The organism is Saccharothrix violaceirubra (assembly GCF_014203755.1).
In the GTDB taxonomy this organism is placed as follows: domain Bacteria; phylum Actinomycetota; class Actinomycetes; order Mycobacteriales; family Pseudonocardiaceae; genus Actinosynnema; species Actinosynnema violaceirubrum.
In genome coordinates this window covers 444,698-456,915 of sequence record NZ_JACHJS010000001.1, presented here as the reverse complement: position 1 = coordinate 456,915, position 12,218 = coordinate 444,698, and the positions used below count along the sequence as shown (strand labels likewise).

The following is a 12,218-nucleotide window of genomic DNA, read 5'->3' as shown; positions in this document are numbered from 1 at the left end:
GGGTGCCGAGGAGTGTCACGCGGTGATTCCTTCCTGGACGAGCGACTGCTCGATCTGTTCGTAGTGCGCGATCTTGTAATCGAGCACGCTGAGTGACACCTGCAACTCGGCGATCCGCTCCCGCACGGAGGCCCGGTGCTCGCACAGGATCTGCATCCGGCGACCCGCGGCGGCGGGGCCGCGGTTTCGGAGCTGCGCGTACTCGCTCAGCATCCGGATGGGCATGCCCGTGGTGCGCATCCGGGTCAGGAACGCGAGCCAGTTGAGGTCCTCGTCGGTGTAGCTGCGCCGCCCGCCCGTGGTCCGGGCCGGCGGTTCCACCAGCCCGATCCGTTCGTAGTAGCGCAGCGTGTCGATCGAGAGCCCGCTGCGCTCGGCCGCTTGAGCGATCGAGTAGGTCACGCCTTCGACCGTAGGAGCTGGAGCGCACTCCAGGTCAACCCGGACGGGGTAATACCGATCTCAGCTTGCCCGCTGGGACGGACGACGCCGATCTTGGCCCGCTCGGGGCAGGCGGTGCCGATCTTGGCTCGCCGCCCACCCGATCCGCACGGGCACGGCCCGATCCGGCCACCCGCACACCGGACCTTGCCGGCCTGACGGCCAGGGCGGTCCGCTCAGAGTGCCTGAACGCGCCGGGGTGCCGAGTGCGTGGTTCGAGGTGTCCGAGTGCGTATTTCAGGGTGTCCGAGTGCGTATTTCGGGGTGTCTGAGCGGAGGACTCGCGTGTTGGTGGAGGTGAGGGGGTTGGGTGCGGTTGGGGGCTGCTGGACTCGGCTTGCGATGCCGGGAGTTCTGGCTTGGGGCGTGCGGACTTCGCGGTGTTCGGACGCGTGACTCGCGTGGCAGCCGTCAGATTTGCGGACTGGCGGTCCGGATGGGTGCCTGAATGCACGACTCGCGGTGCTTGAATGCACGACTCGCGGTGTCCGAGTGCATAACTCGCGCTTTGGCTGGGCGCGGGTCTCCTGGGCTGGAGAGGGGTGGGTGGGCGGCGGCCCGAGTCGGAAGCGGAGGTCACGGGGTTTTGGGGAGGGACCAGGCTTCCAGGTGGGCGGCTAAGCCGGGGACGTCGATCTGGTCTCGGCCGAGGGCGCGGACCAGGTCCAGGGCCTCGTCCTCCTCGGCGTCTATCCACCAGCCGTTGATGTCGCACAAGGTCACGGCGGCCACCCAGCCCAGGCGCCAGTTGCCCTCACCCAAGGGGCGGGTGCGGACGATCGAGTCCAGCAGTGCCGACGCCTTGAGCCATAACGTGTCGTAGGCCTCGACGCCCAACACCGTGGCACGGGGACGGTGTGCCGCCGAGTCGAGCAGGCCGAGGTCGCGCACGACCAGGTCGCCACCGGTCACGGCGGTCGCCAGCACCAGCAAGTCGCCGGCGTCGAGGTAATTCACCACAGCTTGACGCGCTCCCTGTCGCCAGGGCAGCGTCGAGTTCACCAGCTCGTCCAACGCCCCGGGTCCGAATCGTCTCTTCGCCCCCGCGAAGAGGATGGTGTCGGTCGCGTCGTGCGCCCCCGCGCACACCGAACACGACCCGATCTTCAACGGCGCACCATACCGGTGCGCGCCGGGGCCGGGTGCACGTTCACACCTGTGGAGGTGTGTCGGGTCGGTCGAGGGCATGGGGTCAGGTTATCGAACACGTGTTCGAGGGACAGTCGAAACCACCCGGGGATCGCTCGAAAGTGTGCGGTCAGGCCGGTCCCATGCGTTCGAGGAGACCCCGGTACTTCGGGAGTACGCGTCCGAGGACCTCGGAGAGCTGCTCCTCCTTCTGCAGACGCGACCACCGGTCGGCCAGCGCGAGCCGCACGACCTCCTGCTTGGAGCGCCCCTCGACGGCCGCCAACTCGTCGAGACGCCGGTTTTCCTCATCGCTCAGACGCAGGGTCATCGCCATGGAAAAAGACGGTACCAAGTTGATACCACGGAGACCAGACCGTGTTTTGTAACACTGTTGCGATAAGATGGCCCGGTGCCGAGACCGAAGACCCACGACGACGCGCTGCGTGCCCGCCTGCTCGACCGCGCGGGTGAATTGTTGTCATCGGAAGGACCGAACGCCCTGAGCTTGCGCAGGCTCGCCGCCGATGTCAACACCTCGACCACAGCGGTGTATTCGCTGTTCGGCGGCAAGCCGGCGTTGCTGGACGCGTTGTACGAAGAGGCGTTCCGCCGTTTCGGCGAACGGGTCGCGGCCGTACCGCTCAGCGACGACCCCGTGGAGAACATCGTCCGGATCGGGCTGGCCTACCGCCGCAGCGCCCTGGCCGACCCGCAGTTCTACCTCGTGATGTTCAGCAAGGTCGTGCCCAACTTCGAACCCTCCGAGGAGACCGGTTCGGCCGCGCTGCGCACGTTCCAGCCGGTGCTCGACAACGTCCGCCGCGCCATCGAGCTGGAGATCTTCGTGGCCGCGCCGGAGGAGCACATCGGCATCGCGGTGTGGGGCATGGTCCACGGCCTGGTCAGCCTGGAACTCAACGGAAACCTGCCCGCCGAGCTGACGATCGGCGAGATGTACGAGCGGGCCGTGCGGGCGAACGTCAACGGCTGGCGACGGTAGCCGACGACAGGCAGCGGGAAAGTCTACGCTTGTAGACGAAAACCCCGTCCGGCACCAGGCCGGACGGGGTTTCGAGGAAAGAAGTAAGGCAGGGCCCGGGGGACGGCCGCCGCGAAATCCCCCGGGCCCCGTTCAGACTGCCCCTATCAGGACAGTCCGCTCTGCAGCGCCCTGATCAACTCGCCGTCAGCGGTGTCGCTGTCGAGTGACCAGATCATCGCGCCGCCAAGCTTGCGATCGGAGATGTACCGACCCTTGCGCTTCAGCTCGGTCGGGTCGTCCCACGTCCAGAAGGTCGTCCCGTCGAACAGCCAGGCGTGCCCGGCCTTCTCGTCCCGGTACACCTTGAACTTCGAGAGCTGCGCCTTGAGGGTCTTGTAGTCCTCCTGGCCCGCTTCGTACGTGGCCGGCGCCGGCCCGGAGACGGGCTGGAACAGGCCGTTGTTCTCGTTCTTCACCCCGGTCCAGCCGCGGCTGAAGAACGGGACGCCGAACACGATCTTCGAGCGCGGCGCACCCGACTTCAGGTAGTGGTCCACGACCACCTGGGTGCTGAAGTTCGAGTTGGTCGGGTCGCCCGCCGGCGTCCGCAGCGCGGACTGCTGGTTCGTCGTCGAGTCCCAACCACCGTGGTAGTCGTACCCCTGAACCGTGCCGAAGGTCAACAGGGAGAACACCTTCGGAACCTCGAAGCCGCGGTCGAGCATGCCCGGGTTGGCGGGCAGGAACGCGGTCAGGTCGTACTTCTTGCCGTTGCGCCAAGACAACGGGGCGAACTGCTTGCGGTACTCACGCAGCAGCGCGGTGAAGTTGACCTTGTCCTCGACCCGGATGACGTTGCCGTCGTTGGCCGGGCTCGACGGCCACTCCCAGTCCAGGTCGATGCCGTCGAAGATGCCGGCGGCGGCACCGGGCTTCAGGCCCGGGACGTTGCCCTTGAGCCACAGGTCGACGCACGACTTCACGTGCGCGGCCCGGGACTCGGGCGTCAACGCCGCGTCGGAGAAGTACTTCGAGCCGCTCCAGCCACCGAGCGAGATGTAGACCTTCAGCTTCGGGAACTTCTTCTTCAGCTGCTTGAGCTGGTTGAGGTTGCCCGCCAGCGGCTGCCCGGCGACGTCCGCCTTGCCGCTCACGCTCTGCGCCGCCGTGAACTGCCGCTTGAAGTCGGCGTCCGGGTCGGGGCTGTAGCACTTGCCCTCCGCGTCCAGGAAGCCGAACGCGTAGTTCAGGTGCGTCAGGCGGGCCGCGGTTCCGTTCTTGACCAGGTCGTTGACGAGGAAGTTGCGGTCGTAGCCACTCCACGCGGTGTAGTACCCGACGGTGCGCGGCTTGTCGCGGTCGTGATCGTTGCCGTGCGCCTGCGCCGCGGGCGCAAGCGTCATGCCCAGAGCGGAAACCAGAAGGGCGGGGACCACCCATCTCCTGCTCTTCATGCTTCTCCTCGTGTGAACCTGGCGGCGGCGTTGCCGGCTGTGGTCTGGACCACGGTAGTGATGAGGTCTAGACCACCACTACGGCCGAACGGACGAATCCGCGCATCCTGGGTGATTCGCGCCGGATGACTTATTCACAGACAACGCAAAAGTTTGCATGTGCGCACAGGACCGCGATCGCGCTAGCGTCGCCTTGCTCAAGTTTGAATAGGAGGGGACATGACGATCCTGGTGACCGGCGCGACCGGAACCGTGGGCGGCGAAGTCGTGCGGCAGCTCGGGCGGCGCGGGGTCAGGCCGCGTGCACTGTCGCGACGGGACGTGGAGATCCCGGGGGCGGACGCGGTGCGGGGCGACCTGGTGCGACCGGAAAGCGTGCCGCTGGACGGTGTGACGGCGTTGTTCCTGGTGGCGGCGATCGAGGAGCCGGACCCGGCCGCACTCGTCCGGGACCTGCTGACGCGGGCGTCCGGAGTGGAACGGGTGGTGTTCCTGTCATCGGACGCCGTCGCCGCGCAGCGGGCAGGAAGTTGCGAGACCCACGAGGCGGTGGAGCGGGCGATCGAGGAGATCAGTCCACAGTGGACGCACGTGCGCCCCGGCGAGTTCATGTCGAACAAGCTGGTGTGGGCGCGGACGATCAAAGAGGAGGACGTCGTCCGCGCGGCCTACCCGGACGCGTTGGGTGCGCCCGTGCACGAAGGCGACATCGCGGAGGTCGCGGTGCACGCGTTGACGGAGGACGGCCACCACGGGCAGGCGTACCGGCTGTCCGGACCGGAACTGCTCACGCACCGGCAGCAGGCCGAGGCGATCGGGAGGGGGTTGGGGAGAACGATCGGCTTCGAGGCCCTGACCTACCGGCAGCAGCGGGAGACCCTGATCCGCGACGTCGGCCTGCCGTACGACGTCGCGGAGTACCTGATGGGGTATTTCGCCCAGCACAACGAAGAACCGCCGCCGCTGACCGACGACTTCGAGCGGATCACGGGGCGGAAGGGACGGACTCTGGCCGACTGGGCCGCCGACCACGCCGGGGAGTTGGCTCAGACGGCGCCGTAGAGACGGTCGCCGGCGTCGCCGAGGCCGGGGACGATGAAGCCCGAGTCGTTCAGGCGTTCGTCGACGCTGGCCGTCACCACGCGGACCGGCAGGCCGGATTCCTCCAGGCGCTTGAGGCCCTCGGGGGCGGCCAGGGCGCAGATCGCGGTCACGTCGGACGCGCCGCGCTTGGTCAGCAGGGTGATCGCGTAGACCAGCGAACCGCCCGTGGCGAGCATCGGGTCGAGCACGAACACCGGGCGGTTCGCCAGGTCCGCGGGCAGGGATTCCATGTAGGGGCGGGGTTTGAGCGTTTCCTCGTCCCGGGCCAGGCCGACGAAGCCCATCTGGGCGTCGGGGATGAGCTTGTGGGCTTCGTCGGCCATGCCCAGTCCCGCGCGGAGCACGGGGACGAGCAAAGGCGGGTTCGCCAGCCGGTAACCGGTGGTGCGGGCCACCGGGGTGTGGACGCGGTCGGTCGCCACGGCGGCGTCGCGCGTGGCCTCGTAGACGAGCATGACGGTCAGTTCGTGCAGCGCGGCGCGGAACGTCGCGTTGTCCGTGCGGGCGTCGCGCATGGTCGTGAGGCGAGCGCGGGCCAGCGGGTGATCTACGACCAGGACGTCCATGCGGGCACAGTACGGTCCGGACGTCCCGGTCGCGAGGACTGGCTCGGGGGTTACGCGGGGTACCAGGTCGGCGGGGGTTGCCAGGTGGGGCCGGCGGGGAGGCGGGCGTCCACCAGGTAGTCGTGAGCGGCTTTCACGACCTGGTGGAGCGGGATCTCGGCGTCGGAGGGGTAGTCGACCTCGGCGTCCAGGTAGCGGTAGAGGAGAGTTTCGCCGGGGTATGGAGCGATGCCCTTGCTGAACCACATGCCCTGAGGACCCCGGTAGAGCAGCGTGCCCCGGTTCTTGGAGGCGAACACGCCGATGACGAGGAGCCCGTCGCGCGGGTCGAGGGCGTTGAGCTGGATCAGCGTGGGGCCGTCGTCGTACTTGACGACGTCGATCACCCGGTCCAGGTCCGATGCCGAACGCACGACCACGGGGACGTCCACCTCCGGGTCGTACCAGGCAAGGAACTCCATCATGATCACTCGCCTTTCAGGTGATCTGAAGGTCCTGGAGTGCCTCGTTCATCTCGACGATGGTCCGGAAGTGGCCGACGAGATTGTTGAAGTCGGGGTTTCGGGTGAGCTTGCCGAGGGGTTCGTCACCGTCCGTCTCGGGTGGGACGATGTCGACGGTCAAAGTCCAATCGGCGTGGACACCGGCGATCTTCCAGCTCTTCTGCATGGTGAATAAGGTGATTCCTTGCCGTGGTGTCTCGCAAGAGGCCCCATGGGGTGACAGGACTTTCGTGCCATGGTGGCAAGGCTGGAAGGTGAGGCGCATGACGAGCAAGGGGGCATCCTTCCGCCAGCGCAGAGTATCGACCGAATTGCGGGCACTTCGCCGCGCAAGGGGTCTGAGCTGCGCGGAAGTGGCGAAGGCGATCGGCTGTTCGGAGAGCAAGATAAGCCGAATGGAGACTGGGCAACGCGGCCTACAGGTCGATGAGGTCGCCGCCATCCTCGGCTACCTCCAAGCTCCGGCCGCATTGCGGCACGAACTGGTCGCGCTGGTCAGGGACGGAGAAGGCCGAAACTGGCACGCCGTCCACGGCAAGCTGCCCGGACACTGGAAAGATCTGATCACGATCGAAGCCGAGGCGAGCGCCCTCTACAACTTCGAACCGATGGTCATGCCAGGGTTGACCCAGACCCCGGACTACGCCCGCGCGATCATCGCGGGAGGAACCTACAACCTGACCGTGGGCGAACTGGACAACCTGGTCGCGACCCGAATGGGCAGGCAGTTCGTCCTGGGTCGGGCACACGTCCACCTGATCATCGACGAGATCGCACTCCGGCGACCACTCGGCGACAGGCAGATGATGCACGCTCAACTCCGACACCTCATGGCGCTGACCAGTCGGCCGAACATGGAGATTCTGATCGTGCCGTTCGACTCAATCGCACACCCAGGGCTGTCGGGAGCATTTGTGAGACTGGAATTCAATGATCAGCCGGGTTTGGTCTATGTAGAGGGGCGAGGAACCAGCGCCTTTCTGGAGGAAGAGGTCCATCTGGAGCACGCTAGGCTTGCCTGGCACAAGCTGCGTGACTTGGCGCTGTCACCCGAGCAGTCAGTCGGGCTGATTGCCAAGATCGCGGGCGAGATGTCCGAACCCTAGGAGCATCCATGTGGCGCAAGAGCAGCTACAGCACCGACCAGGCGAACTGCGTCGAGGTCATGTGGCAGAAGAGCAGCCACAGCACCAGCCAGGCGAACTGCGTCGAGGTCATGTGGCAGAAGAGCAGCCACAGTGAACCGGAAAACTGTGTCGAGGTTGCCCGCTCAGCGGACCGGGTGTCCATTCGGGACTCGAAGAACCCCGATGGGCCGGTCCTGACCGTCCCCGCCGTGGACTGGCGTGGGTTCATCCGGCCTCGCGGCTGAAGAACCTCCGCATCGGATCTTCGCCGCTGACCTCCACCGGCTCGCCTCCGTCGTCAACCCGGAGGCGGCGGTGGCGGTCGCGGGATGCCCAGGCGTGCAGGGTGCGTCCTAGCAACAAGAAGGCCTGCGGGCCGGTCACCGTCACCACGACGGTGGTCACCGAAACCGGGTCCCAGCCCTTGGTGTCCGGAGGTGGGGGCGGGCCCTTCGCGAACTCCGGGTCGTAGTCCAGGGCCTCCAGCTCGGCGAGCAGTCTCCGTGCCTCCGCGTCGACCTCGGCCGGGTCGTCGCCCAGGACCTCGATGGTCACCCGGTGGGAAATGCTCGCCATAGGGGCGACGATAGTGAGTCGTGCGCAAGGCATTGCTGATAGCGACCGACACGTACGACGATCCCGCGTACGACGCACTCCGCGCCCCCCGCCACGACGCCGTCGCCCTCGCCGACGTGCTCACCGCGCCCACGATCGGGGCGTTCACCGCGTCTGTCCTGGTCAATCGGTCGGCACACGACCTGCGCCTGGCGCTCGACGAGTTCTTCGGCGAAGCGGACCGGGAGGACGTCCTCCTGCTCTACCTGTCCGGGCACGGGATCAAGGACATGCGCGGGCGGCTGCACTTCGTCGCGTCCGACACGCGGGCCGACCGACTCGCCGCGAGTGGCGTCTCGGCCGAGTTCGTCCGCGACCTGATCGACTCCGGTCGTGCGCGGAAAGTGCTGGTGTGGCTGGACTGCTGCTACGGCGGCGCCTTCCCGCCCGGTGCCGTGCCCAAGGCCGCCGGTGGCGTGGACGTCTTGGCGCAGCTCGACGACGGTCGGGGCTGCGCCGTGATGACCGCGTCGACCCACGTCCAGTGGGCGTACGAACCGTCCGGCTCGGTGACCGGCACGCCGACCCGGTCGATCTTCACCGAGGCGATCGTCACCGGCCTGCGCACGGGCGCGGCCGACCTTGACCAGGACGGTCTGATCACCTCGCGCGAGCTGTACGAGTACGTGTACGAGCAGGTCCGCTCGGTGAACCCGGCCCAGACCCCGACGGGGAACGACCAGGTCAGCGGGCGTCTGTTGGTGGCGTACGCGGGACGGGCACCGGTGGCACCGGTGTTCGTCCGTCCCGCGCCGTCCTTGTCCTTCGAGTCGTGGACGTGGACCGCGAAGCTGGATGTGACCGGAGTGCCGGTGTTCAGCCCCGACGGCCGGTGGTTCGTGTGCGGCAGGTGGGTGTGGGACACCGGGGACTGGCGGCGGGTGGCGGCGTTCGAGGTGATCTCGTCGCCGGCGTTCAGCCCGGACGGGCGGGTGTTGGGCGTGCCGACCTCGCATGGCGTGGAGCTGGTCGACGTGGGTTCTTGGCGTGCGGCCGAGATCCTGCCGTACTCGGCGAAGCCTTCGGGTGATCTCAGCTTCTCCACGCCGGACAAGCTGCTCGCGCCGGATGCGACGTTGTGGTGGCGGGAGTCGGGGAGGTGGCAGGAGTCGAATGCACTCCAGTACGTACCGGAGTCCACGACGTTCGCGGGCGAACTGACGCTCCACCGACTGGCGTCCGGGACCGAGGTGTGGAGCGGCGACGACCTGCTTGGTCAGCTCGTCGAGCCCGTGGTGGCCGGTGGCGGGCTCGTCGCGGGGAGCGGACAGGTGTTCGATTCCCGCCGGCAACCGCTGATCTCCTTCACGGGCCGGGCCGCCGCGCTCAGTTGGGACACGTTGGCGATCAGCGAACCGGACCGGGTGCGGCTGCTGGACGTGGCATCCGGCCGGGAACTGCACCTACTGGCACGGCCGGGCGGGCACGGACCGGTGGCGATCAGCCCGGACGGGCGGCTGATCGCGGCGTCGAACGCGTCCGGGACCCGGTTGTGGGCGCGGTCGACCGCGGATCTGCACCCGCTCCCCTTCTCGCCGACCTCGCCCGCCTCGGCCGCGGAGTCGCGTTCGATCGCGCCGTGGGTCGTCGGTCCCCTGGCGGCCGGGGTCGGGGCTCTGCTGGGCGTGACGTTCTCGTTGCCGCTGGTGGTGACGATCGCGGTGGCGGTCGCGCTGGGTCTGGTCACGTTCTTCTTGCTGCTCGCGGTGAGGACTTAGACTCGTTCGGGTGAGCGACGAGCTGGTGCCCGAACCCAGTCAGATGCGTGCCTCCGACGCCGACCGCCAGAAGGTCGCCGAGCTGCTCCAGCGCGCGCACGGCGACGGCCGACTCGACCTGGTGGAGCTGGACGAACGGCTGGCCGCGGCGTACGCGGCGAAGACGTACGGCGAACTCGTGCCGCTGACCGCCGACCTCGGCGGCCCCGGCCTGCCCGTGCCCGCGCCGATCGGCGGCAACCACCCGTCGCAGCGGGTCGGCGGCACGCCCGGTTCGGCGTCGTCCGTGGCGATCTTCTCCGGGGTCGAGCGCAAGGGCGAGTGGGTCGTGCCCGCCACGCACACCGCCGTCGCGATCATGGGCGGGGTGGTGCTGGACCTGTCCAAGGCGCGCTTCGCCCAGCAGGAGACAGTGATCAACATCCTCGCCTTCTGGGGCGGCGTGGAGATCTACGTGCCGGAAGACGTCACCGTGCGCGTCGACGGGTCCGGCATCATGGGCGCGTTCGACGACAGCACGTACAAGACGCCGACCGTGCCCGGCGGTCCGTCCGTCCGGATCACCGGCCTGGCCGTGATGGCGGGCGTCGAGGTGAAGCGCCCCAAGAAGAAGAAACTGAAGGGCCGCAAGAACCCCGAACTGGAGTCCTGAGACTCCAGTGCACACGGCCTGGTCCGACCTGCCCGACGCGGTGCGCGACCAGGTGGTGTGGGAAGTCGGCCCGGTCGTCGACGCACGGGACGTCACAGTCGGGCGGAACAGTGACCTCGCAGTCGGTTTGCGAACGTCGAACGGCCGGGTGTTCGTCAAAGCGGTTCGTGGGCGCAGCAGGCGGATGCGGTGGCTGCGCAACGAGGTCGTCGCGGGACGGGTCGCCAAGGGCATCTCGCCGGCCGTGACCTTCCACGCCGACATCGGCGACTGGTTCGTCGTCGGGTTCGAGCACTTCGATGGGCGGCCGGCCGATCTCGCGCCGGGTTCTCCCGACCTGCCGGCGGTGGCGGACGTCGTCAACCGGATCGGCGAGGTCGAGGCCGGCGGGTTGCGCTCGCTGGCAGACAGGTGGTCCGACACCGACTGGTGGTCCCGACTCTCAGGCACCCGACCCGAGGTGGTCGACGGCTGGGACGTCGACGCGGCGACCCGACTCTCGGCACGGATTCCCGGACTGGTCGCGGGGGATTCCCTCGTGCACACCGATCTGCACGGAAACCAAGTGCTCCTCGGTGACGACGGCGCGGTGCGCGTCGTCGACTGGGGACTGCCCGCATCGGGCGCACGGTGGGTCGACCCCACCATGATCGTGCTTCGGCTGATCGAGGCCGGACACGACGCGGCCGATGCCGAACGCTGGGCACGGTCCGCGCTGCCGTCGTTCGCCGAGGCCGACGACGAGACCGTGACCGCGTTCGCCTGCTATCTGGCCGGGCTGTGGACGTTCTGGGCCGTGGACTCCCCCGGGCCCGGAGTCGTCCACCGGGCCGTGCTCGCGCGCCACTACCTGCGGTACCGCCTGCTCGGCAATGCCTCGGCGAACGGCGCGATGCCCATCCGACGGGGGTTCGGAACCGAAGACGAGGGGTGAGCGAGGGCGGGTGCCCCCGCCTAGACTCGGCCGCATGGCCGCACCCACGACAACCTCGGATTTCGCGGACGCCGTGCGCGACGAAGACTCGCTGCGGCGCTTCCTGCACGGCCTGCCCGGCGTCGACCAGGTCGGCGTCGAACAGCGGGCCGCCGGACTCGCCACCCGCAGCATCAAGAAGGCCGCGAAGCTCTGGGCGATCGACACCGCGATCTCCATGGTCGACCTGACCACGTTGGAAGGCGCGGACACGCCCGGCAAGGTGCGGTCGCTCGCGGCCAAGGCCCGTCGACCCGACCCGGAGCGACCGGACGTGCCGCAGGTCGCGGCGGTCTGCGTGTACCCGGACATGGCGGCCGTGGCCGTCGAGGAACTCGCCGGCACCGGGATCGGGGTCGCCAGCGTGGCCACGGCCTTCCCGTCCGGGCGGTCGACGTTGAAGGTCAAGCTGGAGGACACGACCTACGCCGTGGCCGCCGGTGCGACCGAGATCGACATGGTGATCGACCGCGGCGCGTTCCTGTCCGGCCGCTACGGGCAGGTGTTCGACGAGATCGTGCAGGTCAAACACGCGTGCGGCGACGCGCACCTCAAAGTCATCCTGGAGACCGGCGAGCTGGCCACCTACGACAACGTGCGCAGAGCGTCGTGGCTCGCACTGCTGGCCGGCGGCGACTTCATCAAGACCTCGACCGGCAAGGTCTCCCCCGCGGCGACGTTGCCGGTCACGCACGTGATGCTCCAGGCCGTGCGCGACTGGCACGCGCGGACCGGGCAACTGCGCGGCGTCAAACCCGCCGGCGGCATCCGCACCACCAAGGACGCGATCAAGTACCTGGTCGCCGTCAACGAGGTGGCCGGTCCCGAGTGGCTGACGCCCGCGTTGTTCCGGTTCGGCGCCTCGACGTTGCTCAACGACCTGCTCATGCAAAGGCGCACCCAGTTGGACGGCCACTACAGCGGCCCCGATTACGTGACGGTGGACTGACAC

At 68.2% G+C, this 12,218-nt stretch carries 16 protein-coding genes; 8 read left to right on the top strand and 8 right to left on the bottom strand.

Annotation, left to right across the window (positions count from 1 at the left end; translation table 11 throughout):
- Positions 1 to 15 precede the first annotated feature (15 nt).
- The 3 genes from F4559_RS02245 to F4559_RS02235 all read right to left on the bottom strand — a co-directional run bounded on the left by F4559_RS02245 (position 16) and on the right by F4559_RS02235 (position 1,906).
- Positions 16 to 402 (bottom strand): MerR family transcriptional regulator, encoded by a 387-nt coding sequence (locus tag F4559_RS02245; protein ID WP_184665920.1) that lies wholly within the window; start codon positions 400 to 402, stop codon positions 16 to 18.
- A 615-nt stretch (positions 403 to 1,017) separates the two neighbouring features.
- Positions 1,018 to 1,401: a type II toxin-antitoxin system death-on-curing family toxin gene (locus F4559_RS02240; protein ID WP_184665919.1), complete on the bottom strand. Its 384-nt coding sequence runs from the start codon at positions 1,399 to 1,401 to the stop codon at positions 1,018 to 1,020.
- Between the two features lie 298 nt (positions 1,402 to 1,699).
- Positions 1,700 to 1,906, bottom strand: a complete 207-nt coding sequence (locus tag F4559_RS02235) for a type II toxin-antitoxin system VapB family antitoxin (protein ID WP_184665918.1) — start codon at positions 1,904 to 1,906, stop codon at positions 1,700 to 1,702.
- 75 nt (positions 1,907 to 1,981) lie between these two features.
- Here F4559_RS02235 and F4559_RS02230 point away from each other — a divergent pair, with 75 nt between their 5' ends.
- Positions 1,982 to 2,572, top strand: coding sequence for a TetR/AcrR family transcriptional regulator (locus tag F4559_RS02230; RefSeq protein WP_184665917.1), 591 nt, complete (start codon positions 1,982 to 1,984; stop codon positions 2,570 to 2,572).
- Positions 2,573 to 2,718: 146 nt separating this feature from the next.
- On the opposite strand, the gene F4559_RS02225 is transcribed toward F4559_RS02230, so the two are convergent.
- Positions 2,719 to 3,957, bottom strand: coding sequence for a glycoside hydrolase family 18 protein (locus tag F4559_RS02225; RefSeq protein WP_246445049.1), 1,239 nt, complete (start codon positions 3,955 to 3,957; stop codon positions 2,719 to 2,721).
- A 270-nt stretch (positions 3,958 to 4,227) separates the two neighbouring features.
- Between F4559_RS02225 and F4559_RS02220 the strand changes: the two genes are divergently transcribed.
- A complete protein-coding gene (locus F4559_RS02220) occupies positions 4,228 to 5,070 on the top strand; it encodes an SDR family oxidoreductase (protein ID WP_184665915.1) in 843 nt (280 codons plus the stop codon).
- Here the strand turns inward: F4559_RS02220 and upp are convergent.
- Genes upp through F4559_RS02205 form a run of 3 tightly spaced genes read right to left on the bottom strand, consistent with a single transcriptional unit; the run spans position 5,055 to position 6,347 of the window.
- The gene (gene upp / locus F4559_RS02215) at positions 5,055 to 5,678 is read right to left on the bottom strand and encodes a uracil phosphoribosyltransferase (protein ID WP_184665914.1); all 624 of its coding nucleotides are present in this window, start codon (positions 5,676 to 5,678) and stop codon (positions 5,055 to 5,057) included. The two genes, F4559_RS02220 and upp, sit on opposite strands and share 16 nt — an antisense overlap.
- Positions 5,679 to 5,728: 50 nt before the next feature.
- On the bottom strand, positions 5,729 to 6,142 hold the full coding sequence (locus F4559_RS02210) for an Imm1 family immunity protein (RefSeq protein ID WP_184665913.1): 414 nt from the start codon (positions 6,140 to 6,142) through the stop codon (positions 5,729 to 5,731).
- A 13-nt stretch (positions 6,143 to 6,155) separates the two neighbouring features.
- Entirely contained in the window at positions 6,156 to 6,347 is a 192-nt protein-coding gene (locus tag F4559_RS02205) for a hypothetical protein (RefSeq protein ID WP_184665912.1), read from the bottom strand.
- Positions 6,348 to 6,444: 97 nt separating this feature from the next.
- On the opposite strand from F4559_RS02205, the gene F4559_RS02200 reads away from it, so the two are divergent.
- Together F4559_RS02200 and F4559_RS02195 are read left to right on the top strand one after the other, a co-directional pair.
- On the top strand, positions 6,445 to 7,287 hold the full coding sequence (locus F4559_RS02200; RefSeq protein WP_184665911.1) for a helix-turn-helix domain-containing protein: 843 nt from the start codon (positions 6,445 to 6,447) through the stop codon (positions 7,285 to 7,287).
- Between the two features lie 8 nt (positions 7,288 to 7,295).
- Positions 7,296 to 7,553 (top strand): DUF397 domain-containing protein, encoded by a 258-nt coding sequence (locus F4559_RS02195; RefSeq protein WP_184665910.1) that lies wholly within the window; start codon positions 7,296 to 7,298, stop codon positions 7,551 to 7,553.
- On the opposite strand, the gene F4559_RS02190 is transcribed toward F4559_RS02195, so the two are convergent.
- A complete protein-coding gene (locus F4559_RS02190; protein ID WP_184665909.1) occupies positions 7,534 to 7,884 on the bottom strand; it encodes a hypothetical protein in 351 nt (116 codons plus the stop codon). The two genes, F4559_RS02195 and F4559_RS02190, sit on opposite strands and share 20 nt — an antisense overlap.
- 20 nt (positions 7,885 to 7,904) lie before the next feature.
- On the opposite strand from F4559_RS02190, the gene F4559_RS02185 reads away from it, so the two are divergent.
- From F4559_RS02185 to deoC, 4 genes are all read left to right on the top strand, one after another.
- Positions 7,905 to 9,641: a caspase family protein gene (locus F4559_RS02185; RefSeq protein ID WP_184665908.1), complete on the top strand. Its 1,737-nt coding sequence runs from the start codon at positions 7,905 to 7,907 to the stop codon at positions 9,639 to 9,641.
- A gap of 10 nt (positions 9,642 to 9,651) precedes the next feature.
- Positions 9,652 to 10,293: a DUF1707 SHOCT-like domain-containing protein gene (locus F4559_RS02180; RefSeq protein WP_312865439.1), complete on the top strand. Its 642-nt coding sequence runs from the start codon at positions 9,652 to 9,654 to the stop codon at positions 10,291 to 10,293.
- A gap of 184 nt (positions 10,294 to 10,477) precedes the next feature.
- A complete protein-coding gene (locus F4559_RS02175) occupies positions 10,478 to 11,227 on the top strand; it encodes a hypothetical protein (protein WP_221447119.1) in 750 nt (249 codons plus the stop codon).
- Between the two features lie 34 nt (positions 11,228 to 11,261).
- Complete coding sequence (deoC, locus tag F4559_RS02170; protein WP_184665907.1) at positions 11,262 to 12,215, top strand: deoxyribose-phosphate aldolase; 954 nt, start codon at positions 11,262 to 11,264, stop codon at positions 12,213 to 12,215.
- Positions 12,216 to 12,218 lie beyond the last annotated feature (3 nt).